The organism is Streptomyces tanashiensis (genome assembly GCF_014648895.1).
Lineage (GTDB): Bacteria > Actinomycetota > Actinomycetes > Streptomycetales > Streptomycetaceae > Streptomyces > Streptomyces tanashiensis.
The window spans coordinates 204111-229947 of record NZ_BMRZ01000007.1 but is presented as its reverse complement, the minus strand read 5'-3'; the positions used below and the strand labels follow the sequence as shown (position 1 = coordinate 229947).

The window sequence follows — 25837 nt, the reverse complement described above, 5'->3', positions numbered from 1 at the left end:
GGCGGCGCGTCGGCCGCGGTGGCGAAGATCCGTACCGTGTGCGGCGGAGGCGCGGGCGGGTCATCCGCGCGATGTACACCGCGCGGACGGTGCCCTGGTCCTGCGGGCCGATTCGCCCCGGCGGGCACGCTTGGCACACTGCCCCGGTGAGCAGGTACGAGGAATTCATGGGCCGGGTGCGCGGGTCGCGGGCCATCGGCGCGCCGCCCCCGCTGTCCCGTTGGGCGTGGGTGGCCGACGGGCTGCTCGCGCTGTCGCTGGCGGTCGCCACGATCGTCGGGAACCTGAACCGCGCGTACGTGGAGCTGCGGCCCGATCTGGCCGGGGCGAAGACGCCGGTGCCGGGGCAGCTCCCGACGCCGCCCGCGCCCCCGGACCTGCCGGGCGTTCCGGCGGGCCCGCGCCCGGTGCCGGCCGTGGAGCACGTGCTGCCGCCGGTGGAGGCCTGGGAGGCGGTCGCGGTGGTGCTGACCGCGCTGCCGCTGGTGCTGCGGCGCCGCTTCCCGCTGTCCGTGTACTGGGTGGTGACGGTCGCCGCGGTGGTCCTCCACCTCGGGGACGCCGCCGACGACGCCACGCGGGTCACGTTCGCCTCGGGGCTCGTCGCGGCGTACAGCGCGGCGATGTACAGCCCGCACCGCAGGTCCGTGGCGGCCTCGCTGCTGGCCGGGGTCCTGCTCTACGCGGTCTTCCCGCTGGTCCCGGACGTCGACAGCGACCTGGTGCCCGTCCTCGTCCTGCTCCCGCTCGCCCTCGCCTCGCACGGCGTCCATCTGTGGCGGCAGCGGGAGCGGGCGCTGCGCGCGGAACAGGAGGCGGCGCTGCGCCGGGCCGTGGAGGCCGAGCGCGCCCGGATCGCCCGGGAGCTGCACGACGTCGTCACCCACAACGTGAGCATGATGACGATTCAGGCCGGTGCGGCGCGCACGGTCCTCGCCACCTCCCCCGATCAGGCCCGGGAGGCGATGCTCGCGGTGGAGGCGGCCGGGCGGACGGCTCTGTCGGAGCTGCGGCACGTGATGGGGCTGCTCACGATGGCGGTGGACGGTCCCGATCCTGCCGTCGACGTGGAGCTCGCCCCGCAGCCCGGCCTGGACCGGCTGACGGAGCTGACGGACCGGGTGCGCGCCTCGGGGGTGCCGGTGGAGGTGGAGGTGCGGGGCGCACGGGTGGAGCTGCCCGCGGGTGTCGACCTCGCCGCGTACCGGGTGGTGCAGGAGGCGCTGACGAACGCGGTGAGGCACGCGGAGGGCGCGTGCGTGTCGGTGACGGTGGAGTACGGGGAGGACCGGCTGCGGGTGGAGGTGTCCGACACGGGCGGGCGCCGGCCGCGGACGGCGGAGCCGGGCGGCGGCCGCGGGCTGCCGGGACTGCGGGCACGGCTCGCGGTGTACGGCGGTACGCTCGACGCGGGCAGCCGCCCGCACGGCGGGTACCGGGTCCGTGCGGTGATTCCGTGGGAGGTTCCGTGACCGTGGCCGGCGCTCCGCGCGTGGTGATCGTCGACGACCAGGCGTTGGTGCGGACCGGTTTCCGGATGATCCTCGCCGCCGACGGCATCGACGTGGTCGCGGAGGCCGCCGACGGCGACGCGGCGGTGGCGGCGGTCCGCAGGACCCGGCCGGACGTGGTCCTGATGGACATCCGGATGCCGGGCACGGACGGCCTGGAGGCCACGCGGCGCATCCTCGCGGACGAGACGGCGCCGCCGAGGATCGTCGTCCTCACCACGTACGACCTCGACCAGTACGTGTACGCGGCGCTCGCGGCGGGCGCGAGCGGCTTCCTGCTCAAGGACGTCACCCCCGAGCACCTGACGGCGGCGGTCCGGCTCGTCCGCTCCGGGGACGCCCTGCTCGCCCCGGCGATTACCCGCCGCCTGGTGGAGCGCTTCGCCGCGACCGGTACGGGAGCGGGCCGGCCGGCGACCGCCCCGCACCGCGAACTGGCCACGCTCACGCCGCGCGAGCTGGAGGTCCTGGAGGCCCTGGCGCGCGGCCACACCAACGCCGAACTGGCGGCGCGCTTCCGGCTGAGCGAGGCGACGGTGAAGACGCACGTGGCCCGCATTCTCCAGAAGCTCCGGCTGCGCGACCGGGCCCAGGCGGTGATCGCGGCCTACGAGACGGGTCTCGTCACCCCGGGCTCGGCCGGAAGCGGAACCACCGGGCCGAGCGCGTCCGGCTGAGCGGGGTACGGCGTCCCGTCCTCGGGGCGGAGCAGGTCGCTCAGCTCGGTCAGTCTGATCAGGCGCAGGATCCACGGCTGGTCGCAGACGAGCCGCCAGCGCGCCCCGCGCCGGTGCATGCGCCCGGCGCAGTGGGCGAGGAGTCCGAGGCCGGTGGCGTCGCAGAAGGTGAGGCGCCGGATGTCGACGGTCAGGTCGTCGGACTCCCGGACGAGGGCGTCGAGCTCGGGCCGCAGGTGCCGCACCAGGACGAGGTCGAGCTCGCCCCGGAGGGCCGCGACCGTGCGACCGCCGGTCGAGCGGACGTCGAGGTACGGGTCATGACGGGGGATCAGCTGCATCGAACGCTCCACAGGGTGGCTCCATGTGTCACGTCGAGCGTGGCCGCCCCGCCGTCGGGAGGGACGTTTCGCCTCGACCGCTGTCACCTGAATCGGTGAACATCCGGCCCTCTTTCTCTCGTTCGGACGCGCGTGGACCGGACCTGTGTACGGAGCGGCGCCCCCTCCGCACGCGCGCGTGCGGCCGGTGCCGCTATCGCGCGCCGCCCATGAGCGCCGCCGTCGGAATGCGGCGGAACTCCACGGTCTCGTACGGGCTCCTCGTCCCGGTCTCGTGGAGGAGGCCGGTCGTCGCGGCGTCCAGCGCCACCAGGTCCGAGTAGGCGGCCCTCCTCCCGGACACGGTCAGCGCCTTCGCGAAGGTCCGCCCGCCGTCCGTACTCCTCCAGAGGGCCGGCTCCGCGCGGGCGTCCGGCACCGAGGGGGCCGAGAACAGCAGGACCCCGTCACGGCCGCCCACGTACAGGAGGCTGCCCTGCACCACGGGTACGCGGTCCAGGGCGCGCTGGGGCGCGAAGGGGCGGTCGAGGCTCGCTCCGCCGTCGTCCGAGGAGGCGTCCGCGCGGTTGCCGGGACTCGTCCCCAGCTGGTCACGGGAGCTGAGGTACAGGCTTCCGTCGGGGAGTTCGGCCGCCGTGGACTCGTTGGCGTTGACGAACCCGTCGTACGTGTCGTCCACGTAGCCGAGAGACCAGGTCCGGCCGCCGTCGTCGCTGGTGAGGGCGTGCGCCCCGTAGTACCGGGGCTCCTCGCCGGTGTCCGTGGATCCCGGGGGCGGCGCCGCCGAGTGGTTCGCGGGCACGACGAGCCGCCCGGCGTGCGGGCCCCGGGTGAGGGCGAGGGCGTGGCCCGGTCCGGTGGCGTACCAGCGCCATCCGGGCTTCTTCACGCGCGCGGTGATCTCCCTCGGAGCGGAGAAGGTCCGTCCGTCGTCCGCGCTGCGCTGGACGAACACCCGGCGGCCGCGCGCCTCGGGGACCCCTCCGCGCAGGATCCGCCCCTCCGTCGCCTCCGCGCCGTTGTACGAGCTGAGCAGCACCACGTCGCCCGAGCGGGGATCCACGACCGGTGCGGGGTTCCCGCGCGTGTCACCGTGCCCGTCGGCCACGACGAGCAACGGCCCCCAGGCGCAGCCTCCGTCGTCGGACCGCCGCACCACGATGTCGATGTCGCCGCTGTCCCCTGCCCCGCCGGTCCGCCCCTCGGCGAAGGCGAGCACGGTCCCGGCAGGGGTCCGCACGACCGCGGGAATGCGGTAGTTCGCGTAGCCGCCCACGCCGGCGGTGTACGGGACCGACGCCTCGCACCCGGCCCTCGCCCCCGGCGGTCCGGGGTCATCCGAGCCGGATCCCGCGACGCCCAGCCCCGCGAGGACGAGCCCCACGACCGGCAGGACGAGCAGCCGGAGACCGCCCGCGGTCACCCGTCCCGCAGGTCCCCCTGCCGTCACCCTTCGACCCATTCGCCCCACGATCCCCGCCCGACGGGACGACCGGGCGAACTCAGGGGCAACACGAGGGGCCGTCCGCGTGACATCACGCGGACGACCCTCGTGCGGAACGGTGGGGTCTCAGCCGGCGAACCGGGCCATCCACGCCTCGACCTCGGCCGAGGAGCGCGGCAGACCGGCCGACAGGTTCTCGTGGCCCTCCTCGGTGACGACCAGGTCGTCCTCGATCCGGACGCCGATGCCGCGCCACTCCTCGGGCACGGTCAGGTCGTCCGGCTGGAAGTACAGGCCGGGCTCGACCGTGAGCACCATGCCCGGTTCGAGGACGCCGTCGACGTACTCCTCCGTGCGGGCCTGCGCGCAGTCGTGGACGTCCAGGCCGAGCATGTGGCCGGTGCCGGCCATGGTGAAGCGGCGCTGGAGGCCGAGGGCGTACGCACGGTCGACGGGCCCCTCGATGAAGCCCCACTCGACGAGGCGCGCCGTCAGGTGGCGCTGCGAGGCCTCGTGGAAGTCGCGGTACGGGGCGCCCGGCTTCACCGCGGCCATGCCCGCCTCCTGGGCCTCGTACACCGCGTCGTACACCTGGCGCTGGACCGGGGTGAAGGTGCCGCTGATGGGGAGGGTGCGGGTGACGTCGGCGGTGTAGAGGGAGTGCGTCTCCACGCCGGCGTCGAGGAGGAGCAGCTCGCCGGGGCGCACCGGGCCGTCGTTGTCCGTCCAGTGCATGATCGTGGCGTGGTCGCCGGCGGCGCAGATCGAGCCGTAGCCGACGTGGTTGCCCTCCAGGCGGGCGCGGCGGAAGAAGGTGCCCTCGATCCACCGCTCGGAGGAGGCGACGGCACGGGAGAGTTCGGCGACGCAGTCGGTGAAGCCGCGCACGGTGGAGTCCACCGCCTTGCGCATCTCGCCGAGCTCCCACGTGTCCTTGACGAGGCGGAGGTCGCTGAGCGCTCCCTCCAGCTCGACGTCGCGCTCCTCGTCGGTGGTGACGGCGGCTTCGAGGGCCGGGTCGACGCCGCGGACGATCCGGGTCGGGACGCCGGATCCGGCGGCCAGGTCCTCGGTGATGGTGCGGACGTCGCGGCAGGGCAGTCCCAGGACGGTCTCGGCCTCGGCGAGGGAGCGGCGGCGGCCCATCCACAGCTCGGCCGTGTAGCCGATCCAGAACTCGTCGTTGTCGCGGCTGTCGCGGGGCAGCTGGTAGCAGTAGGCGTCGTGGCCGCCGTCGGCGCGGGGTTCGAGGACGAGCGCCCCGTCGCGGGCCTGGTCGCCGGTCATGTGCACATAACCGGAGTACGGGCGGAACGGGTAGGTGTCGTCGTTGGAGCGGGTCTTGAGGTTCCCCGAGGGGACGATCAGGCGCTCGCCGGGGAAGAGCGCGGAGAGCGCGACGCGGCGTGCGGCCGCGTACGGGGCCTGCTCGGCCGGTTCGAGGTCGTGCCGCTCGGTGTCCGCCCACCCCGTCCTCATCAGAGCGGAAAGCTCCTCGGAGACGCCTTCGTAGAGGCCGTTCTTGCGACCCTTCGCCACGTCCTGCACCTTCTTCCGGGTACGTTCTCGGCCGCCGGTCGTCGGCGGCATCCGGACGGTACTCCGCGCCGGGCCCGCCCGGTGCCCGGATCGGTCAGTGGCACGGATCGGCCACACCCCGGGCGGCGAGGGCTCCCCCGGCGGGCCGATAATGCGGTCCATGGCGAACGAGAAGCTCAGTGAGGCGCTCCGGTTCCTGGGGATCGGGGACGAGGCCCGCCGGGTCTACATCCGGCTCCTGGAGCTCGGTCCCGCGCCGCTGAGCGCCATCGGTGACGCCGCCGGTCTCGGCGGTGCCGAGCTGTCGGCGGCGTACGGCGAACTGGTCGACGCGGGCCTGGCGAGTCCGGCGGCGCAGGGCCCGGACCTGGTGGCCCCGGTGCCTCCGGCCGCGGGCCTGGAGATCCTGGGGCGGCACCGGGCGGCCGAGCTCGACGAGTCGCGGATCACCGTCGGCGGCGCCTTCGAGTCGTTCCGGCGGCAGCGGCTCGCCGCGTACAACGACGATCTCGTCGAGGTCGTCACCGGCGACGCGATCGGGCCCCGGAGCCGGCAGGCCTGGGGCAGTGCCCGCGAGCAGATCCGGCAGTTCGACACGCCCCCGTACACGCACATCCCGGGCTCGACCGACGACGCGCTGGCGACGCTGGCCCGGGGGGTGACGCAGCGGGTCATCTACTCGCAGGCGTCGCTGGAGCACCCGGACAAGATGCGGACGGTCATCGAGCCGTGCATCGAGGCGGGCGAACAGGCCCGGGTGCTGCCGCAGCTGCCGGTCAAGCTCATGATCATCGACGAGGCGTACGCGCTGGTGTCGCTGTCGATCAAGGAGGCCGACGTGCACAACACGATGCTGGTCGTGCAGCCGTGCGGGCTCCTCTCCGCGCTCATCGCCCTGTTCGAGCAGACCTGGCAGGGCGCGCTTCCGTTCCACGGCCGCACGGCCCGCCCGGCGGGCGTGCTGCCCGCCGGGCTGCTGCCCGCCGACCGCCGGCTGCTGTGGCTGCTCGCGGGCGGCGCGAGCGACGACGTCATCGCCCGGGAGATCGGGGTCAGCCGTCGGACGCTCTTCCGCCGGATCCAGGTCCTCATGGCCCGGCTCGGCGCCACGAGCCGTTTCCAGATGGCGCTGCAGGCGCAGCGCCAGGGGTGGCTCTGAGGCTCAGGTGAGGTGCCGCCGCAGGAAGGTGTGCACGAGGGCGCTGTTGTGGGCGGCCTGTTCGTTGTCGCCGGCGCCCGCGTGGCCGCCGCCGGTGTTCTCGTGGAACAGCACCGGATGGCCGAGTTCCCGCAGCCGCGCCGCCGCCTTGCGCGCGTGCCCGGGGTGGACGCGGTCGTCGCGGGTGGAGGTCATCAGGAGCACCGGCGGATAGGTCCGGTCGGCCGTGAGGCGGTGGTACGGGGACAGTGCGCGCAGGTGGGCGAGGTCGGTCGCGTCGTCCGGGTCGCCGTACTCGGCGATCCAGGACGCTCCCGCGAGGAGTTTGTGGAAGCGGGTCATGTCGAGCAGCGGGACCTGCGCGACGATCGCGCCGAACAGCTCCGGCCGGCGGGTGAGCATCGCGCCCATGAGCAGGCCGCCGTTGCTGCCGCCCGAGGCGCCGAGCCGGTCCGGGGTGGTGATGCCCCGCGCGACGAGGTCCTCGGCGACGGCCGCGAAGTCCTCGAAGGCGCGCGGCCGGTCGGCGCCCAGCGCGGCCTGGTGCCAGTCCGGTCCGTACTCGCCGCCGCCCCGGATGTTCGCGATGACGTACGTGCCGCCGCCCTCCAGCCACGCCCGGCCGGTGACGGCGCCGTAGTAGGGGGTGAGGGAGACCTCGAAGCCGCCGTAGCCGTAGAGCAGGGTGGGGCCGGGGCCGGTGGCGGCGTGGTCGGGGCCGATGACGAAGTACGGCACGCGGGTGCCGTCGGGAGAGGTCGCGAAGTACTGCGCGACGGTGAGGCCGGCGGTGTCGAAGCGGTCCGGGGCCTGCTTGAGGACCTCCGTGTCGCCTCCGATGTGCCCGCGGTGGAGACTGGAGGGCTGGAGGAAGCCGGACACGTCGAGGAAGTACTCGTCGGAGACGTCCGGATCCGTGTCCACGACGCCGACGGCGGACAGCGCCGGGACGCCGACGAGCGGGGTACGCGTCCAGCCGGCGCCGTCGCGGCCCGGGGTGAGCACCTCGATGTGGGCGCTGACGTCCCGCATCGTCTCCAGGATCAGGTGGTGGCGGGTCCAGGAGTGACCGGCGAGGGCCGTCCTCGCGTCGGGGGTGAACAGCACCTCGTGGGTGCGGTCGCCGGCGAGGAAGGCCTCCAGGTCGAACGCGAGGAGGGAGCCGGTGGGCTGCCCGAGCCAGTCGGACTTCAGGGTGACCAGCAGGTGCCGGCGGTGGGCGTGGACGAGGGCGTCGTCGGGGACGTCGATGCGTACGGTCGTGCCGTCGGGCTCCAGGAGGTACGTCTCGCTGCGGAAGAAGTCCAGGGAGCGGCCGACGAAGTCCCGCTCGAAGCCGGGGGTGTCGTCGCGGTAGCCCCAGGCCGACACGTCGGCGTCCTCGGCCTCGTAGACGAGCTCGGACTCGTCGAGGGGCGTGCCGCGCCGCCAGCGGCGGACCGTGCGCGGATAGCCGGAGTCGGTCAGCGAGCCGGGCCCGGTGTCCGTGCCGACGAAGACGGTGTCGGCGTCGATCCAGCCGACGCGCGTCTTCGCCTCGGGGACCTCGAAGCCGTCCGCGACGAACTCCCGCGTGGTGAGGTCGAATTCGCGGACGACGACGGCGTCGCCGCCGTCCCGCGACAGCCGGACCAGGGCCCGGTCGTAGGCGGGACGGCGCACCCGCGCGCCGTCCCACACCCACTTCTCGTCCTCGGCGGCCGCCAGCGCGTCGACGTCGAGGAGCACCTCCCACTCGGGTGCGTCCTTGCGGTACTGCTCCAGGGTCGTGCGCCGCCACACCCCGCGCACGTGCTCGGCGTCGCGCCAGAAGTTGTAGAGGAACGCTCCGCGCCGCACGGTGTACGGGATGCGGTCCGAGGCGTCGAGCACCTCCCTCAGGCGCGCCTTCAGCGGGGCGAACCCGGCGTCGGCGGCCAGCACGTCCGCCGTCTCGGCGTTCCGCTCGGCCACCCACGCGAGGGCGGCCTCGCCGGAGATGTCTTCCAGCCACAGGTACGGGTCGTCATCGCTCACCCCCGTATTGTGCAGGCCCGGCCGCCGGGAGCCCGCCTCAGTTCCGGTTCTCGCGGTGGAGCCGGACCGCGAGGTGGTGCTGGAGCGGCCTGCCGACCGCGGCGAGGTCGTGGACGAAGTCGAGGGTGTCCTCACCGGTCAGCGTGTAGCGACGGCGGGTGGCGTCGACCTGCTTGGCGGTGGGGGCGAGCGCGACCTGGTCGGTGGTGAGGTCGACGGCGGTGCCGTCCGCGCGGCCGACGGCGATCTCCGCGATGCCGGTGGGCTGGGTGATCAGCGCCTCCACGCGGCCCTCGGGCTGCAGCCGCCACCAGCCGCTCTCCCGGGCGGACGGGCGGAGCGGGGTGCCGTCCTCGTCGATCAGCCAGGCCCGCGCCTCGTAGTGCAGGAAGGGGCGGCCGTCATGGCTGAAGGTCACCTCCTGCTCGTACGCGAACTCCTCGGCGAGCGTCGGATAGCCGCCCCGCCCGCGTCCCACCCAGGTCCCGAGCAGTCCGGCCACCGGGGCGAGCAGCGCGTGCGGCGCGGGCGCCTCGTCCGCCCGGAGGGCGTCGGGGTACGGGTGCCGCCGGTCGCGGTCGTTCATGGGGGTGCGCTCCTGGGGTCGGGGGCTGTGGTCCACCGCAGCTTAGGGCGCGGGGTCCGGCGCGCCGCGCAGGGAGAGCCGGAGGACCGTGGTGGCGGTGACGCCGGCGACGAGTCCGAAGGTGAGGGCGGCCGGGATGCCGTTGCCGAGGCCGGCGGAGGAGTACAGGAGGCCCTGATGGGGGCCCGTCTGGACCACCGCGATCCGGAGGAGCTGGCTCGCGAGGAGGCCGAGGACGGTGGCGCAGACGGTGCCGGCCGCCATGGCGGGGAGCGTGACCCGGGTGAGGAGTCCGGGGAGCCGGCGCAGGGCCCACCAGACGACGGCGAGCAGGAGGACGTCGGAGGCGCGGTGGAGGAGCCAGTCGCCGAGCGGGCCGCCCGCAGGGCCGGACCAGGCGCCGAGCAGCAGCCACTGGCGCAGCAGGTCGCCCGGCTCGGCGAGGAGTCCGCCGTCCGGGGAGAACGTCTGGAGGGCGGCGGCGACCGACTGGTACGAGAGGACGACGGCGGACAGCGCGATCACGGCGGTCCCCGCGGTGGCGGCCCGGCGTGCGGCGCGGGCCGGGACGTCCGTCCGGGGCAGGGGTTCCGCGGCGTCGGCGGTGATCCGTGCGACCAGGACGGCCGCTCCGGCCGCGACGAGGGCGACGACCACGGGGAGCTGCCGCCCGGAGGCGATCACGTTCGCCAGCTGGGGCAGGAAGCGGTAACTGCCGTGCCCGGTCGAGGCGATCAGCCACGGCGCGGACACGGTGACCGCCAGCGCCCCGGCGACCATGCCCCAGGCCCACAGCGCGAGGAACGCGGCGGTCGTGCGCCCGCGCACCGGCGGCAGCCTGCGGATCAGGAGCAGCGCGCCGAGCACGAAGAAGACGAACAGGGCGCCGAACCGTATCTGCAGCGCCGTCGTGTACAGCCCCGCGTAGTGGTCCCGGCGGTCGCCGCCCGCCGTGTCCCCGACATAGCCGGAGACCGCCGCACCGGCGTCGAGGAAGGACGGGGGGTCGTACGCCCACGGGGTCAGCCAGCGCTGGAGCTCGGCGACCACCTCGGGCCCCAGCGTCCCGCCGCTGCCGGGCAGGTGCAGCGCGTCCGCACTGGCACCCGCCCACCACAGGAGTGCGGTGAGCAACAGCCCACCGATCAGTGCGGGTGTCACCGCGCGCCGGTACGTCATGTCCTGTCCCCCCGTCGTGAACGACCAGTCCGGGTGCACCCGGACAGCTGGAGACTAGGGCGCCCTGATCACACGTGGGGCACGGTCGCACGTCGGTTCGGCAGGCGCGGGCCGCGCGGGCCCGGCGCCGGAAGGTCTCCGGAAGGAAACAGGAAGGACAGCGGGAGGACCGCGGGCCGACCGCCGGAACCGCGCGTCCACGGGACGAGACGCCGTTGACCCCGCGCGTGACGGCCGCTACGTTCGCGCCATGTTGCGTACAGCCCTGCTCACTTCGCGCGGTCACATCGACCTGCTGCGGGTGGCCTCCGCCGCGTGTCGCCGCGGCCGCTGACGCCCTTTCACCTTCACCACACCTCTGACGCCCTGATCGCCGTGCGCGCGTGTCCGTTCCGCGCCCACGGGCGCTGACGCGTACCTTCACCTCCCTCTCCCCCGGAGTCCGTCATGACGGTCGACCATGCCCCGCCTTCCGCTCCGCCCGACATATCGCCTTTGCCGGATGTCGAGTCCCTGACTCCCGCCCGGGCCCCGGGCCGCGTCCCGTCCGTCCCCCGCTGGCTGCGCCGGGCCGTCGGCCCGGTGCTGCTGCTCGTCCTCTGGCAGTCGTGCAGTGCGACGGGGGTGCTGCCGGCGGACGTCCTCGCGTCACCGGGGACCATCGCGCGGGCCGCCGGTGAGCTCGTCGGGGACGGGACGCTGCCGACCGCGATGGGCGTCTCGCTGCGGCGGGTCGCCGCGGGGCTGCTGCTCGGCGGGGTGGCGGGGATCGCGCTGGCCCTGGTGTCCGGCCTCTCACGGCTCGGGGAGGACCTCGTCGACGCCCCCGTGCAGATGCTGCGGACGGTTCCGTGGGTCGGGCTCATCCCGCTGTTCATCATCTGGCTGGGGATCGGCGAGGCGCCCAAGGTGGCGCTGATCGCCCTCGGTGTCGCCTTCCACCTCTACCTGAACGTGTACGCCGGGATCCGGGGCGTCGACGCCCGACTCGTCGAGGCGGGCGAGTCCCTGGGGCTCGGCCGCTGGGGCCTGGTCCGCCATGTCGTCCTGCCGGGCGCGCTGCCCGGGGCGATGACCGGCCTGCGGTACTCCCTGGCCACGGCCTGGCTCGCGCTGGTCTTCGGCGAGTCGATCAACGCCGACGCGGGGATCGGCTTCCTCATGAACCAGGCACGGGAGTTCTTCCGCACGGACGTGATCGTCGTCTGCCTGGTCGTCTACGCCTTCCTCGGCCTGCTCGCCGACGCCCTCGTCCGCACTCTCGAAAGGCTGCTGCTGCAATGGCGACCGACCTTCACCGGGCAGTGACCGTCCAGGGTCTGACCCGCTCCTTCGACGGGCGTCCCGTCGTCGACGGGCTCGATCTGACCCTGCGCGCCGGGCAGTTCACGGCCCTCCTCGGGCACAGCGGCTGCGGCAAGTCGACCCTTCTGCGGATCCTCGCGGGGCTCGACCGGGAGATCTCCGGCACGGTCCTCGTGCCGCGCCGCCGCGCCGTCGCCTTCCAGGCGCCGCGCCTCATGCCCTGGAAGAAGGTCTGGCGGAACGTGCTGCTCGGGCTGCCGGGGAAGCCGGGCCGGGCCGTCGCGGAGAAGGCGCTCGACGAGGTGGGGCTCGGTCACCGCTCGGGGGCGTGGCCGAAGACCCTGTCGGGCGGTGAGGCCCAACGCGCCTCCCTCGCCCGTGCGTTGGTACGGGACCCGGACCTGCTGCTGCTCGACGAACCGTTCGGCGCGCTCGACGCGCTGACACGGCTCAAGGCCCAGCGGCTCGTGGCCGAGCTGTGGCAGCGGCGCGGCTGCACGGTCCTGCTCGTCACGCACGACGTCGACGAGGCGCTGCTGCTCGCGGACCGCGCGCTGGTGATGCGGGACGGCGTGATCGCGTACGACACCGCCGTCGACCTCGACCGCCCCCGCTCCCCCGGCGATCCCGCGCTCGCCGGACTCCGCACCCGGCTGCTCGCCGAACTCGGCGTGACCGAGGGCGAGTTCGCCGAGAGCGCGACGGCCTGACCGATGCGCCCCCACCGTCACCCGAGGAGACAACCGTGAAGTCCTTCCGACTGTCCGCCGCGGCGCTGCTCGTGCCGCTCGCCCTGCTCGCCTCCGCCTGCTCCGGCGCCTCCGCGGCAGGCGGCGCCTCGAACACCGACGGCAAGGGCTCCCTCGTCCTGAACGTCGGCGACCAGAAAGGCGGCTCGGAGGCCCTGCTGCGCGCCGCCGGTGAGCTCGACGACCTCCCGTACCGGGTGAAGTGGTCGACGTTCACCTCCGGCCCACCGCTCCTCGAAGCGGTGAACGCCGGAGCCGTCGACTTCGGATCCGTCGGCAACACGCCGCCCGTCTTCGCGGCCGGCGCCGGCTCGAAGATCACCCTGGTCGCCGCGACGCACGGCGACTCCGCCGGCGAGGCGATCCTCGTCCCGAAGGACTCGCCGCTGCGCACCGCGCGGGACCTGAAGGGGAAGAGGGTCGCCGTCGCCCAGGGGAGCTCCGCGCACTTCCAGCTGATCGCCTCGCTCCGGAAGGCCGGTCTGGGGCTGTCCGACGTCCGGGTCAGCCTGTTGCAGCCGGCCGACGCCCTGGCCGCGTTCACGAGCGGCAAGGTCGACGCCTGGGCGGTCTGGGACCCGTACACCTCCCAGGTCCTGCTCGGCGGCAAGGGCCGGGTGCTGACCGACGGCCGCGGCCTCGTCAACGGTCTCGGCTTCCAGGTCGCCGCCCCCTCGGCGCTGGCCGACCAGGAGAAGGCGAAGGCGATCGGCGACTTCGTCGAGCGGCTGCGCCGCGCCCAGGGCTGGGTGTTCGACCACCCGGAGGACTGGGCGAAGGTGTGGGCGAAGGAGACCGGGCTGCCGTACGAGGTGGCGCTGGCCGCCGTGAAGCGCAGCAACGGCACCCGGATCCCCGTCGCCCTCGACGACGCGGCGATCGCCTCCGAGCAGAGGATCGCCGACACCTTCGCCGCGCTCAAGCTCGTCCCCCGCGCGTTCCGCTTCGCCGACTACGTCGACACCCGCTTCAACAAGGACCTGCCGCCGTCCACCACCCCGGCGCGCAGCTACGGAAAGGCCTCCTGATGACCGTCCATCTGCACTGGTTCCTGCCGACCGGCGGCGACGGCCGGACCCTCGTCGACCGGCACGCCTACACGGACGGGGGGATCACCCGGGACCGGGCCGTGTCCGGGGTGCGCGCGCCCGACATCGACTACCTCGTCCAGATCGCCAAGGCGGCCGAACAGCTGGGCTTCGAGGCCGTGCTGACCCCGACCGGCACCTGGTGCGAGGACGCCTGGCTGACGACGGTCGCGCTGGCCCAGCACACCGAGCGGCTGAAGTTCCTGGTGGCGTTCCGGCCGGGGGTGATCTCCCCGGTGCTCGCCGCCCAGATGGCCTCCACCTACCAGCGGATCACCCGTGGCCGGCTCCTGCTCAACGTCGTGACCGGCGGGGACTCGGCCGAGCAGCGCCGCTTCGGCGACCATCTCGACCACGACCGGCGGTACGCGCGCACGGCGGAGTTCCTCTCGGTGGTGCGGGGCGTCTGGGGCGGACGGCCGTTCGACTTCGAGGGCGAGCACTTCCGGATCGAGGGCGGGCTCACGGCGCTGCCCCCGGACCCGCTGCCCGAGATCTTCTTCGGCGGCTCGTCGGCGGCGGCCGGTCCCGTGGCGGCGGAGCACGCGGACGTGTACCTGACCTGGGGCGAGCCTCCGTGGCAGGTGAAGGAGAAGATCGACTGGATCCGGCGGCTCGCGGAGGAGCGCGGCCGGACGGTCCGGTTCGGGATCCGGCTGCACACGATCTCGCGCGACTCGGCCCGCGAGGCCTGGGCGACGGCGGAGCGGCTGCTCTCCGATCTCGACGCGGAGACCGTCGCGGCGGCCCAGGAGCTGCTCGGCCGGAGCGAGTCGGTCGGCCAGCAGCGGATGCTGGCGCTGCACGGCGGCGGTTCGCTCGACCGCGACCGGCTGGAGATCTCGCCGAACCTGTGGGCGGGCGTCGGTCTGGTACGGGGCGGGGCCGGGACCGCGCTGGTCGGCAGCCACGCCGATGTGGCGGACCGGATCGAGGAGTACCACGACCTGGGGGTGGAGCACTTCGTCCTGTCCGGGTACCCGCACCTGGAGGAGGCGTACTGGTTCGGTGAGGGCGTGACGCCCGAACTGGCGGCACGCGACCTCCTCGCGTCGGCCCCGGCGTCCCCGCTGCTCGGTGTCCCGGCCACGAACGGCCGCCCGGCCTCGGCCCCGGGCGGCGCGCCGCTCCTTGTGCCGGGCGGGCGGTAGGAAGCCACCGGCGGGCGGGGGTCCGGAGGCCGGGAAGAACCGGACCCCCGCCCCGGTTGGTGGAAACGTGAACGATTTCGGGTTCGAAGCGGTCAGGACGGTGGACGTCGTCGTCATCGGCGCCGGACAGGCGGGGCTTTCCGCCGCCTTCCATCTGCGGCGGTCCGGCCTGGAGCCGGACCGGGACTTCGTCGTCCTGGACCACGCGCCCGACCCGGGCGGCGCCTGGCAGTTCCGCTGGCCCTCCCTCACGTACGGCAAGGTCCACGGGATGCACGCGCTGCCCGGCATGGAGCTGACCGGCGCCGACCCCGCGCGCCCCTCCTCGGAGGTGATCGGGGCGTACTTCGACACGTACGAGCGGACCTTCGACCTGCGGATCCACCGGCCCGTCGACGTCACGGCCGTCCGGGAGGGCGAGGACGGCCGGCTCCGGGTCGAGACCTCGGAGGGCGTGTACGCGACGCGGGCCCTGATCAACGCGACGGGCACCTGGGACCGCCCGTTCTGGCCGCGCTACCCGGGTCAGGAGACCTTCCGGGGCCGTCAGCTGCACACCGCCGGGTACCCGGGCCCCGAGGCGTTCGCCGGGCAGCGGGTGCTGGTCGTGGGCGGCGGGGCCTCCGGCACCCAGCACCTCATGGAGATCGCCGAGGTCGCCGCGGAGACCACCTGGGTGACCCGGCGCGAGCCCGTCTGGCGCGAGGGCTCCTTCGGCGAGGCGGAGGGCCGCGCGGCCGTCGCGCTCGTCGAGGACCGGGTACGGCGGGGGCTGCCTCCGCAGAGCGTCGTCTCGGTCACCGGGCTTCCCCTGAACGACGCGATCCGCGCGGCACGCGAGCGCGGGATCCTGGACCGGCTGCCGATGTTCGACCGGATCACCCCGACCGGGGTGGCCTGGGACGACGGCCGGACCGTCGACGTGGACGTCATCCTGTGGGCGACCGGTTTCCGGGCGGCGATCGACCACCTGGCGCCGCTGCGGCTGCGGGAGTCCGGCGGCGGCATCCGGGTGGAGGGCACGCGCGCGGTACGGGACGAGCGCGTCCACCTCGTCGGCTACGGCCCCTCGGCCTCGACGATCGGCGCCAACCGGGCGGGCCGCGCGGCCGTCTCCGACATCCGCCGCCTCCTCCGCCGTGAACGGGTGGCCGCACCGACCGGCTGAGCCGCCCGGTCAGCGCCTCCCGGCGCTCCGGTCGGCGTTGAACTCGGCCACGTTCGCCCGGTGGGCCGCGTAGTCGGCGGTGAAGCGGGTGTCCCCCGGGGCCACCGTGACGAAATAGAGCCAGTCGCCGTCCGCCGGCCGGATCACCGCGTCCAGGGCCTCGTCGCCCGGGTTCCCGATGGGGGTCGGCGGCAGGCCCTTGCGCGCGTAGGTGTTGTACGGGCTCTCGGACTTCGTGTCCGCGAAGCTCGTGTCGACGGTGCTGCGGCCGAGGGCGTAGTGGAGGGTCGAGTCCATCTGGAGCGCCATCCCCCGGGCGAGCCGGTTGTGGACGACGCGGGCCACCTTGGCCATGTCCTCCGGGTTGTCGGCCTCGGCCTGCACGATGCTGGCCGCGACGACCGTCTCGTACACGCTGAGTCCGTGCGCCCGGGCCCCCTCGGCGATCCGCGCGGTGCCGTAGCGCTTGGCGGCGGTGTCCACCATGAAGCGCAGCAGCGCCTCCGGGGTGGTGGCCGAGAGCACCGGGTAGGTCGCGGGGAAGAGGTAGCCCTCGGGGTTGCCGCCGGCCGCGGCGGGCAGCGGGAGGACGCCGGGGGTGGTCGCGGTCTTCCGTGCGGTGCCGTCGGGCAGGTGGAGGGCGCGGTCGACGGCCGTGTAGACCTCGCCGGCCCGCCGGCCCTCGGGGACGAGGAGGGTGCGGGGCTGCTCGGCGGCCGGTTCCTCCCGGGTGAGCAGCAGGGGGACGGTGACGCCGGCGGCCACGGTGAGGACGGCTCCGAGGAGCAGAGCCAGCCGGCCGCGCCGGGTGAGGCGGGCGGGGCGGGGCGGCCGGGGCAGGGAGGGGCGGCGGGGACGGCGCGGGGGTGCGTACGGGGAGGACGGCCGGTACGTCATGGCCGCACGCTAACCCGATCCGTACGCGAATCCGGGGAACCCGCGCACGCGGCGGCGCCGCCGGTCCCCTGGGACGGGGGACCGACGGCGCCGGGCACTGCGATCGTCAGACGAGCCAGCCCAGGAAGTGGAGGACGCCGGCGAGCAGGTTGGTGATGACGTTCATGGTGGTGCTTCTCCTCGTACAGGTACATCAGTGGGACCGTGCGGTCGCGGTCTGCAGCCCGTCGCTCGCACTCCGTAATCTTCCGATGCCTGCCGGTGGTCGGGCAACGAATCCCGGAACGATCACACGTTCTGGGGAACAACCGCTCCCACGTTCGCCTGTTCGGTCCGGGCGTCCCGGCGGACCAGGGCCGCGTACCGCCCGTCCCGGGCGAGCAGCTCCTCGTGCGTCCCTCGCTCGGCGATCCCGCCCGCCTCCAGGACGACGATCTGGTCGGCGTCGCGGACGGTGGAGAGCCGGTGGGCGATGGTGATGGTGGTGCGGCCGGCGGACAGGGCGTCGATGGCGCTCTGCACCGCGTGCTCGGTCCGGGTGTCGAGGGCGCTGGTCGCCTCGTCGAGGATCAGCACCGGCGGATCGCGCAGGATGGTGCGCGCGATGGCGAGGCGCTGCTTCTCGCCGCCCGAGAAGCGGTAGCCGCGCTCGCCGACGAGGGTGTCGTACCCGTCGGGGAGCGAGGCGATGTGGTCGTGGATCTGGGCGGCGCGCGCGGCGGCCTCGATCTCCTCGTCGGTGGCGTCCGGCTTGGCGAAGCGGAGGTTGTCGGCGACGGAGGCGTGGAAGAGGTACGTCTCCTGGGAGACGACGCCGACCGCGCGGGCCAGGGTGTCGAAGTCCAGGTCGCGCACGTCGACCCCGTCGAGGGTGACGCGGCCGCCGGTGACGTCGTACAGCCGGGGCACGAGGTAGCTCAGGGTGGACTTGCCGGAGCCGGTGGGGCCGACGACGGCCAGGCTTCCGCCGGCGGGGACGGTCAGGTCGATGCCGTCCAGGGTCGGGCGGCTCTGGCCCTCGGGGTCGTAGTGGAACTCGACCTTCTCGAAGGAGACCTCGCCGCGGACCTTCTGCAGCCGGACCGGCTCGTCCGGTTCGGTGATGTCGACGGGCAGGTCGAGGTACTCGAAGATGCGCTGGAAGAGCGCGAGGGACGTCTGCACCTGCACCCCCGTGGAGAGCAGGCTGACGGCGGGCCGGAAGAGGCCCTGCTGGAGCGAGACGAAGGCGACGAGCGTGCCGAGCGAGATCTCGGAGGCGCCCCGGCCGAGGGCGATGCCGGCGGCCCAGTAGATCAGGGCGGGCATGGCGGCCATGACGATCCCGATGGTGGACATCCGCCACCGGCCGGCCATGGAGGAGCGCACTTCGAGGTCGACGAGGCGCTCGGACTCCTCGGCGAAGGACTTGGTGAGCGAGTCGGCGCGGCCCATGGTGCGGCCGAGCAGGATGCCGCTGACCGAGAGGGACTCGGTGACGGTGGCGGCCATGGCGGCCATCTGCTTCTGGCGCTGGGTGGTGATCGTCTTGCGCTCGCGGCCGACGCGCCGGCTGATCCAGACGAAGACCGGGAGCAGGAGCAGCGAGACCAGGGTGAGGCGCCAGTCGAGGGCGAGCATGGCGACGACGGTCGCGACGACGGCGGTGAGGTTCGAGACGAGGGAGGTGGCCGTGGAGGTCACGGTCGCCTGCATGCCGCCGATGTCGTTGGCGATGCGGGACTGGACCTCGCCGGTCCGCGTGCGCGTGAAGAAGGCGAGCGGCATCCGCTGGAGCTGCTCGTAGACCCCGGTGCGCAGGTCGTGCATGACGCGCTGGCCGACGGTGGTCGAGATGAGGGTCTGGAGCACGCCGAAGACGCTGGTCAGGACGGCGGTGGCGATCATGCCGAGGGCGAGCAGGCTGAGCAGCCCGGTGCGGCCCTGGGGGATCGCGGTGTCCAGGATCTCCCGGAGGAGGAACGGCGAGGCGACCGACACGAGCGAGGCGGCGCCGACCAGGAGGCCGACGAGCGCGAGGCGCGCGCGGTAGGGGCGGAAGAGCCGCAGGATCCGCCGCACCTGGGCGGGCTCCTTGGGCTGGCCGGAGTCGCGAGGCGGGGGCGTCCAGTCGGACTGGTCGTGGGGGCGCATGGGCTCCTTCGGGAGATTCGGCGGTCGATAGAGACCATAGCTCATTGTTACCTATGCTCACAATGCACATGGTCCTGATATTGTTCCCGTATGAACACCTCCGACCGTCCGGGCGGGACCGACGCCGACGGCCTCCTCGCCGAGCAGCTGCTGCGGCTCACCCGGCGCCTGCACCGCATCCAGAAGCGCCACCTGGAGCCGGTCGGCATCACCCCCGCGCAGTCCCGGCTCCTGCGCACGGTCGCCCACTTCGGGGAACCGCCCCGGATGGCCGACCTCGCCGCCCGCCTGGAGGTCGTACCGAGGGCCGTGACCAGTCTCGTCGACGGACTGGAGGCGGGCGACCGGGTGCGCCGGGTGCCCGACCCGAGCAACCGCCGGGTGGTGCGGATCGAGCTCACCGACGCGGGCCGCGCCACGCTGCGCGAGCTGCGCAGCGCGCGCCGGGCCGCCGCAGAGGACATCCTTGCTCCATTGACCGTCGAACAGCGCGAGGTGCTCGAAGGTCTGCTGTCCGCCCTGGTCGACCCCGGCCCGGAGCGCGGCTGCTGATCCGTCGGGTGCGGGGACGCGCCGAAGGGGAGCCGTGACATGCCATTCCTCGAGCCGAACCCGCAGGCTCTGCGTCCCGGTACGAAGCGGACCCCCGCCCCCGACCGCGTGCCGGAGCTCCAGGCCCGGGGCACGCCGCGGCGGCTGCGCGAGGAGCTGACCGAGCTCCTCGGGCCGGGGAAGGTCCTGTCGAAGATCTCCGACCTGGTGCGCTACGCCTCGGACGCGAGCCCGTACCGCTTCGTCCCGCAGGTCGTCGTGGTCGCCGAGGACATCGACGACATCTCCACCGTCCTGTCCTACGCTCACGGCAAGGGGCGTGAGGTGGTCTTCCGGGCCGCCGGGACCAGCCTCAACGGCCAGGCGCAGGGCGAGGACATCCTCGTCGACGTGCGCCGGCACTGGGCGGGCGTCGAGGTCCTGGACGGCGGGTCCCGGGCCCGGATCCGGCCCGGCACCACCGTGGTGCGGGCCAATGCCGCGCTCGCCCCGCACGGCCGGGTCCTGGGGCCCGATCCGGCCAGCGCGATCGCCTGCACGATCGGCGGGGTCGTCGCCAACAACGCCTCGGGCATGACGGCCGGCACCACCCGGAACTCGTACCGGACCGTCTCCTCCCTCACCGTGGTGCTGCCGAGCGGGACCGTGGTCGACACGGCCGACCCGGACGCCGACGAGGAGCTCGCGCGCGCCGAGCCGAGGCTGTGCGCGGAGCTGCTGGCGCTGAAGGCGGAGATCGAGGCGGACGCCGAGCTGACCGCGCGGATCCGCGCCAAGTACGCCATCAAGAACACCAACGGCTACCGGCTCGACGCCTTCCTCGACGGCGACACCCCGGTGCGGATCCTGCGCGGTCTGATGGTCGGCTCCGAGGGGACCTTCGGCTTCATCTCCGAGGTCGTCTTCGACACCGTGCCCCTGGACCGCGAGGTGTCCACGGCCCTGCTGTTCTTCCCCTCCCTGCCGGCCGCCGCCGCGGCGGTGCCCCTGTTCAACGACGCCGGGGCGCTCGCCGTCGAGCTCATGGACGGCAACACGCTGCGGGCCTCGGTGAGCGTGGCGGGCGTGCCCGCCGACTGGGCGGAGCTGCCGAAGGAGACGGCGGCGCTCCTGGTCGAGTTCCGGGCCCCGGACACGCCGGCCCTGAAGGCGTACGAACGGGCGGCGGAGACCGTGCTCGCCGGTCTCGACACGGTCGCCCCGGTCGCCTCCGTGGAGAACTCCTTCACCCGGGACCCGAAGCGGATCTCCGGCTACTGGAAGGCCCGCAAGGCCTTCGTGACGGCGGTCGGCGGCTCCCGCCCCTCCGGTACGACCCTGATCACCGAGGACTTCGCGGTGCCGCCGGACCGGCTCGCGGAGGCCTGCGAGGCGCTGCTCGGCCTCCAGGCCCGGCACGGCTTCGACGCGGCCGTGGCCGGCCACGCGGCCCACGGCAACCTCCACTTCCTGCTCGCCTTCGACGCGGCCGACCCCTCCGACGTCGAGCGGTACGCGGCCTTCATGGACGAGTTCTGCAAGCTCACCGTGGAGCGCTTCGACGGCTCGCTGAAGGCGGAGCACGCCACCGGCCGCAACATCGCGCCCTTCCTGGAGCTGGAGTGGGGCACGAAGGCGACGGATCTGATGTGGCGGGTCAAGGAGGCCCTCGACCCCGCCGGGGTGCTCGCCCCGCGGATCGTCCTGGACCGTGACCCGCAGGCCCATCTGCGCGGCCTGAAGACGATCCCCTCCGTGGAGCGGATCGCCGATCCCTGCATCGAGTGCGGCTTCTGCGAACCGACCTGTCCCAGCCACGACCTGACGACCACTCCGCGCCAGCGGATCGTGCTGCGCCGGGAGATGATGCGCCAGTCCGACGGCTCCCCCGTCGAGGCCCGGCTGCTCGAGTCGTACGGCTACGACGCCGTCGACACCTGCGCCGGCGACTCCACCTGCAAGCTGGCCTGCCCGGTCGGGATCGACACCGGGGCGCTCATGAAGGAGTTCCGGCACGAGCGCCACTCTCCGCGCGAGGAGCGGGTCGCGGCCCTCGCGGCCAGGAACTTCCGGGCCGTGGAGGCCTCCGCGCGGCTCGCGGTCGCCGCCGCGGACCGGATCGGCGACCGGGTCCTGGAGGCCGTGACGGGCCTCGCCCGCAGGACCGTCCGCCCCGACCTCGTACCGGAGTGGCTGCCGGAGATCCCGGGCGCGGCGGCGCGGCGGCTGCCCCGCACCCACCGTCCGGCGGCGGTCGCCGTCTACTACCCGGCCTGTGTGAACCGCATCTTCGGCGATCCGGAGGGCGAGCGCGGCCCCTCGCTCCCGGAGGCCGTCGTCGCGGTGTCCGCGCGGGCCGGGCGGCCGGTGTGGATCCCGGACGACGTGGCCGGAACGTGCTGCGCGACGATCTGGCACTCCAAGGGGTACGAGCGGGGCGACGAGGTGATGGCGAACCGGATCGTCGAGGCCGCCTGGGGGTGGACGGCCGGCGGAAAGCTGCCGCTCGTGGTCGACGCCTCCTCGTGCACCCTCGGGATCGCGCACGAGGTGGTGCCCTACCTGACGGAGGACAACCGGGAGCTGCACGCCGAACTGACCGTGGTGGACTCCCTGGTGTGGGCGGCGGACGAACTGCTCCCCCGGCTCGACGTGCGGCGCCGCGTCGCCTCGGCCGTGGTCCATCCGACCTGCTCGATGCGGCACCTGGGCGACGAGGACAAGCTCACCGCGCTCGCCGAGGCCTGCGCGGAGGAGGTCGTCGTCCCGGTCGACGCGGGCTGCTGCGCCTTCGCGGGAGACCGGGGCATGCTGCACCCGGAGCTGACGGCCTCGGCGACGGCCCGTGAGGCGGCCGAGGTCACGGCCCGGCCGTTCGACGCGCACTTCTCGGCCAACCGGATGTGCGAGATCGGGATGGACCGGGCGACGGGCCGGAGCTACGGATCGGTGCTTCTCGCCCTGGAGCGCGCCACCCGCCCCTGACCCTCCGTCGACCCGCCCGGTTCCCGGGCGGACGAGGCCCCTCACCCCAGGCGGTGAGGGGTCCTTCGTATGTTCGGGTGATCATCTGCGGACGGTGCGGCTCGACGAGGGAACCGGAACAGTAAAGTCCAACCACCCGTCGCAAGAGTCCTATCGGCGCCCTTGCGCACCATCGGCCACCGGGGCCAGGGTCCTGTGCGGGCTCCATGAAACAACCGTGCACACAGCTCCGGGAGGTTCCATGAACGAGCAGACACCGCGCACCCCGAGCCGCCGCAAGGTCCTCAGGACCACCGCGGGAGCGGCCGGGGCAGGGCTCGGCATCGCCGCCGCGGGCGGCGCCGGACAGATCGCCCAGGCCGCCACCGGATCCGCCCCCGCCGTCTCGCCGGAGGCCGCGACCGCGGCCGTGCGGAAGCGCCGGGGCGCCACCATGGCGGGGGTCCCCTTCGAGGGCCGTTCCACGGTCCGGGTCGCCCTCGTCGGGCTCGGCAACCGCGGCGGCAGCATGATCAACAACTATCTCGCCCTCCCCTGGGTCCGGGTGGTCGCCGTCTGCGACCCGGTCCGCGAGAAGGCCGAGAAGGCCGCCGCGGTGGTCGTCGCCGCCGGACAGCCGGCCCCCGCCCTGTACACCCACGGTGAGGACGACTACGAGAACCTCTTCACCCGCACCGACGTCGACTTCGTGCACGTGGCGACCCCCTGGGACAGCCACTTCGCGATCGCCAGGTCGGCGATGCTCCACGGCAAGCACGTCGGCGTGGAGTGTCCGATCGCGATGGAGCTCGACGAGCTGTGGGAGCTCGTCGACCTGTCGGAGCAGACCCGCCGCCACTGCATGCAGCTGGAGAACTGCTGCTACGGGCGGAACGAGATGCGGGTGCTGCGGATGGCGCACGCCGGCAGGTTCGGGGAGCTGCTGCACGGCGCGGGGGCGTACAACCACGACCTGCGCGGCCTGATGTTCTCGCCGACGTACTACGAGGGGCCCTGGCGCCGGCTGTGGCACACGCGGCTGCGCGGGGACCTCTACCCGAACCACGGCTTCGGTCCGGTCGCCAACTACATGGACGTCAACCGGGGCGACCGGGTGGTGAGCATCAGCAGCTTCGGCACTCCGGCGCTCGGGCTCGCCGAGTACCGCGCGGCGCACATGCCGGCCGGTGACCCGAGCTGGAAGGAGACGTACATCGAGAGCGACCGGACGATCAGCGTGGTCCGGACGGCCAAGGGCCGGCTGATCCGCCTGGAGCACGACGTCTCCACCCCGCACCCCTACAGCAGGATCAACAGCCTGGGCGGCACCCGGGGCGTGTTCGAGGACTACCCGGCCCGGATCTATCTGGAGCCGGACCACAAGGACGACGTGTGGGGCGACTTCTCGGCGTACGCGGCCGAGTTCGACCACTGGCTGTGGAAGGAGCACGCCAATCCGCCGGGCGGCCACGGCGGCATGGACTACATCATGCTCTACCGCCTGATGCAGTGTCTCCAGCTGGGCCTTCCGCCGGACTTCGACGTGTACGACGCCGCCACCTGGACGGCTCCGGTGCCGCTGAGCCACGCCTCGATCAAGGCGAACGGGGCGCCGCAGGAGATCCCCGACTTCACGCGCGGCGAGTGGACGAAGACCCGCTCGGGCGTGGACTCGGCGAAGCCCGCCCGCACCTGACGTGCGGTGCGGTGCCCGGCCCCGGCTCTGCCGAGCGGGGCCGGGCACCGTCGCGTTCAGCAGCGGCGCAGGTCCTGGGTGACCGTGCCCTGGACGGTGGTCAGGGTCCGGTCGTGGCAGCCGGCCGAGCCGTACAGCCGGTAGCGCTCGCTCGTCGTGCCGACCGCGTGCCGCTGGTCGCGCGGCACACCCGTGGTGTACGTGGCGTCCCCGGTGTACGTGTCGTCGAGCCGTGACCAGGAGAGCCGCCGCCCGTCGCGCAGGACGACGGTGTCGGCGCGGTCCCCGAGGGTGAGGACCGTCCGCAGCCGGTCGCCGGCGCCGATCGTGGTCTCGCCGTCCATCGTGTAGGTGCGGTCGACGCGGGTGACGGTCCGGCCGCTGGTCACGGTCTCCCGGTCGGTCCAGCGCGCGGTGAGCGCGTCCGGGTTCTCGTCCTGGCCCCAGCGGTGGACGATGTCACTGGCGACGGTCCTGCTCACGGTGGTGTCGACCCGGCCGTGCGAGGTGTTCAGGTGGCCGGCGACGGTGAGCCGGTGGCTCGCCTCCGTGTCGACCCGCTGCGGTGAACCCGCCGTGTACACGGAGGAGTTGCGCGGGGCGCTCTCCTCGTGGCGGTCGAGGCCGCCGGTGACGACACGGCTGCCCTCGTCCTGCCAGAGCAGCACGTTGGTGGGGGTCGACCAGCCGCTCAGACCGGCCGGGACGCCGGCGACCGAGACCTCCACGCGGTGGGCGTTCCCGTCGTTGAGGAGGGCGGCGAAGGGCGTCAGGTCGTAGACGACCGGCTGCACGTCGAAGGCGCGCGGCCCGGGGGTGACGTACCAGAGGAAGGGGTTGGACCAGCCGCCGGTCCAGACCGTGGGGAAGGGTGCGGCGATGCCCGCGAGCCGGCCGTCGACGGAGACCCGGACCTCGCGGTGCGGTCCGTCGGTCGCCCGGCAGGAGTAGGGGGCGGCGTCCGGAACGGAGAGGTACCAGTACTCCTCGCAGCCGCCGCCCGAGCCGGTGGCGTACACCTCGGCGAGGACGCGTTCGGTGTTGCGCGGGGTGGTGAGGGTGGCGCCGGTGAGCGGGACGACCCGGTCGGGGGTGCCGGCGGCGGGCTTCACCCGGCCCTCGGCGGTGTGGAAGGTGAGGGTGACGCGGACGTCGATGACACCGGTGTACGTCTCGTTCACGACATTGCCGATGAGCATCTCGACGGGCTGCGGGCGGCTGAGGGTATCCCGGTAGCGGGTGACGTCCTTCTCGACCGACCAGGCGATGCCGTCGGGCGAGGGCTGGGGCGTGGAGGTGCGGAGGATCTCCACGCCGCCGACGGAGAGGTGGCCGAGCCGATCGTACTGGCGGCCCTTGACCTGTCCCTCCAGACGCAGGACGACCTTGTTCCAGCGGGTGCCGCACTCCTTCGGCGGGGTGTAGTCGCCCTGGTAGGGGGTGAAGTCGCGGAACTGGGCGGCGGCGAGGGTGACCTCGCAGCTGCGGGTTCCGGGGGTGCCGACGGGCGGGGCGGCGGTGACCGGGTCGTGCCAGTCGCTGGTGAACTCGGCCGGGGGCGTCGGGCCGTTCGGACCGTCGGCGGCGGCCGGGTGGGCGGTGAACAGCGCGCCGGCGGCGAGCACCAGACCGCCGATCACGCTCGTGATCTTGAGTGATCTCATGGGCCGGAAGTGAAGCGTGGTCGTGCGGTGCGGTCCAGA

General features: G+C 73.7%; 21 protein-coding genes. 12 read left to right on the top strand and 9 right to left on the bottom strand.

Translation table 11 applies throughout. The annotated features are described in order from the left end of the window. The first annotated feature begins 146 nt into the window (after positions 1-146). Positions 147-1472 (top strand): sensor histidine kinase, encoded by a 1326-nt coding sequence (locus IE237_RS22645; RefSeq protein ID WP_229842826.1) that lies wholly within the window; start codon positions 147-149, stop codon positions 1470-1472. 2 nt (positions 1473-1474) lie between these two features. Continuing rightward, complete coding sequence (locus IE237_RS22640) at positions 1475-2188, top strand: response regulator (RefSeq protein WP_189804010.1); 714 nt, start codon at positions 1475-1477, stop codon at positions 2186-2188. Here the strand turns inward: IE237_RS22640 and IE237_RS22635 are convergent. The 3 genes from IE237_RS22635 to IE237_RS22625 form a co-directional block, all read right to left on the bottom strand. Beyond that, positions 2119-2529, bottom strand: a complete 411-nt coding sequence (locus IE237_RS22635; protein WP_189803893.1) for an STAS domain-containing protein — start codon at positions 2527-2529, stop codon at positions 2119-2121. The two genes, IE237_RS22640 and IE237_RS22635, sit on opposite strands and share 70 nt — an antisense overlap. 193 nt (positions 2530-2722) lie before the next feature. Then, positions 2723-3991 (bottom strand): sialidase family protein, encoded by a 1269-nt coding sequence (locus IE237_RS22630; protein ID WP_189803892.1) that lies wholly within the window; start codon positions 3989-3991, stop codon positions 2723-2725. Between the two features lie 108 nt (positions 3992-4099). After that, the gene (locus IE237_RS22625) at positions 4100-5512 is read right to left on the bottom strand and encodes an aminopeptidase P family protein (RefSeq protein ID WP_189803891.1); all 1413 of its coding nucleotides are present in this window, start codon (positions 5510-5512) and stop codon (positions 4100-4102) included. Positions 5513-5672: 160 nt separating this feature from the next. Here IE237_RS22625 and IE237_RS22620 point away from each other — a divergent pair, with 160 nt between their 5' ends. Further along, positions 5673-6671 carry a helix-turn-helix domain-containing protein gene (locus IE237_RS22620; RefSeq protein ID WP_189803890.1) on the top strand — a complete coding sequence of 333 codons (999 nt, stop codon included), beginning with the start codon at positions 5673-5675 and terminating at the stop codon, positions 6669-6671. 3 nt (positions 6672-6674) lie between these two features. On the opposite strand, the gene IE237_RS22615 is transcribed toward IE237_RS22620, so the two are convergent. The 3 genes from IE237_RS22615 to IE237_RS22605 are packed head-to-tail and all read right to left on the bottom strand — an operon-like array spanning position 6675 to position 10452. Continuing rightward, positions 6675-8687 carry a prolyl oligopeptidase family serine peptidase gene (locus IE237_RS22615; protein WP_189803889.1) on the bottom strand — a complete coding sequence of 671 codons (2013 nt, stop codon included), beginning with the start codon at positions 8685-8687 and terminating at the stop codon, positions 6675-6677. A 37-nt stretch (positions 8688-8724) separates the two neighbouring features. Next, on the bottom strand, positions 8725-9273 hold the full coding sequence (locus IE237_RS22610; RefSeq protein ID WP_189803888.1) for a nitrobindin family protein: 549 nt from the start codon (positions 9271-9273) through the stop codon (positions 8725-8727). 42 nt (positions 9274-9315) lie between these two features. Next, positions 9316-10452 carry a hypothetical protein gene (locus IE237_RS22605; protein WP_189803887.1) on the bottom strand — a complete coding sequence of 379 codons (1137 nt, stop codon included), beginning with the start codon at positions 10450-10452 and terminating at the stop codon, positions 9316-9318. A 250-nt stretch (positions 10453-10702) separates the two neighbouring features. Here IE237_RS22605 and IE237_RS41625 point away from each other — a divergent pair, with 250 nt between their 5' ends. The 6 genes from IE237_RS41625 (at position 10703) to IE237_RS22580 (ending at position 15913) form a co-directional block, all read left to right on the top strand. Then, complete coding sequence (locus tag IE237_RS41625) at positions 10703-10786, top strand: putative leader peptide (protein WP_368858569.1); 84 nt, start codon at positions 10703-10705, stop codon at positions 10784-10786. A 113-nt stretch (positions 10787-10899) separates the two neighbouring features. Beyond that, entirely contained in the window at positions 10900-11760 is an 861-nt protein-coding gene (locus IE237_RS22600; RefSeq protein WP_189803886.1) for an ABC transporter permease, read from the top strand. Next, positions 11733-12467 (top strand): ABC transporter ATP-binding protein, encoded by a 735-nt coding sequence (locus IE237_RS22595; protein WP_189803885.1) that lies wholly within the window; start codon positions 11733-11735, stop codon positions 12465-12467. The genes IE237_RS22600 and IE237_RS22595 overlap by 28 nt, the downstream gene beginning before the upstream one ends. Before the next feature lie 35 nt (positions 12468-12502). Next, positions 12503-13534, top strand: coding sequence for an ABC transporter substrate-binding protein (locus tag IE237_RS22590; RefSeq protein ID WP_189803884.1), 1032 nt, complete (start codon positions 12503-12505; stop codon positions 13532-13534). After that, positions 13534-14745, top strand: coding sequence for an LLM class flavin-dependent oxidoreductase (locus IE237_RS22585; RefSeq protein ID WP_189803883.1), 1212 nt, complete (start codon positions 13534-13536; stop codon positions 14743-14745). The genes IE237_RS22590 and IE237_RS22585 overlap by 1 nt, the downstream gene beginning before the upstream one ends. Before the next feature lie 67 nt (positions 14746-14812). Further along, positions 14813-15913 (top strand): NAD(P)-binding domain-containing protein, encoded by a 1101-nt coding sequence (locus IE237_RS22580; protein WP_229842824.1) that lies wholly within the window; start codon positions 14813-14815, stop codon positions 15911-15913. A gap of 9 nt (positions 15914-15922) precedes the next feature. On the opposite strand, the gene mltG is transcribed toward IE237_RS22580, so the two are convergent. Beyond that, positions 15923-16810, bottom strand: coding sequence for an endolytic transglycosylase MltG (gene mltG / locus IE237_RS22575; protein ID WP_189803882.1), 888 nt, complete (start codon positions 16808-16810; stop codon positions 15923-15925). 288 nt (positions 16811-17098) lie between these two features. Then, positions 17099-18943: an ABC transporter ATP-binding protein gene (locus tag IE237_RS22570; RefSeq protein ID WP_189803881.1), complete on the bottom strand. Its 1845-nt coding sequence runs from the start codon at positions 18941-18943 to the stop codon at positions 17099-17101. A 90-nt stretch (positions 18944-19033) separates the two neighbouring features. Here IE237_RS22570 and IE237_RS22565 point away from each other — a divergent pair, with 90 nt between their 5' ends. The 3 genes from IE237_RS22565 to IE237_RS22555 all read left to right on the top strand — a co-directional run bounded on the left by IE237_RS22565 (position 19034) and on the right by IE237_RS22555 (position 24134). Then, positions 19034-19495 (top strand): MarR family winged helix-turn-helix transcriptional regulator, encoded by a 462-nt coding sequence (locus tag IE237_RS22565; RefSeq protein ID WP_189803880.1) that lies wholly within the window; start codon positions 19034-19036, stop codon positions 19493-19495. Positions 19496-19534: 39 nt separating this feature from the next. Then, entirely contained in the window at positions 19535-22459 is a 2925-nt protein-coding gene (locus tag IE237_RS22560; protein WP_189803879.1) for an FAD-binding and (Fe-S)-binding domain-containing protein, read from the top strand. A gap of 241 nt (positions 22460-22700) precedes the next feature. Beyond that, complete coding sequence (locus tag IE237_RS22555; protein WP_189803878.1) at positions 22701-24134, top strand: Gfo/Idh/MocA family protein; 1434 nt, start codon at positions 22701-22703, stop codon at positions 24132-24134. 56 nt (positions 24135-24190) lie between these two features. Here IE237_RS22555 and IE237_RS22550 read toward each other — a convergent pair whose 3' ends face one another. Then, a complete protein-coding gene (locus IE237_RS22550; protein ID WP_189803877.1) occupies positions 24191-25798 on the bottom strand; it encodes a peptide-N4-asparagine amidase in 1608 nt (535 codons plus the stop codon). Positions 25799-25837 lie beyond the last annotated feature (39 nt).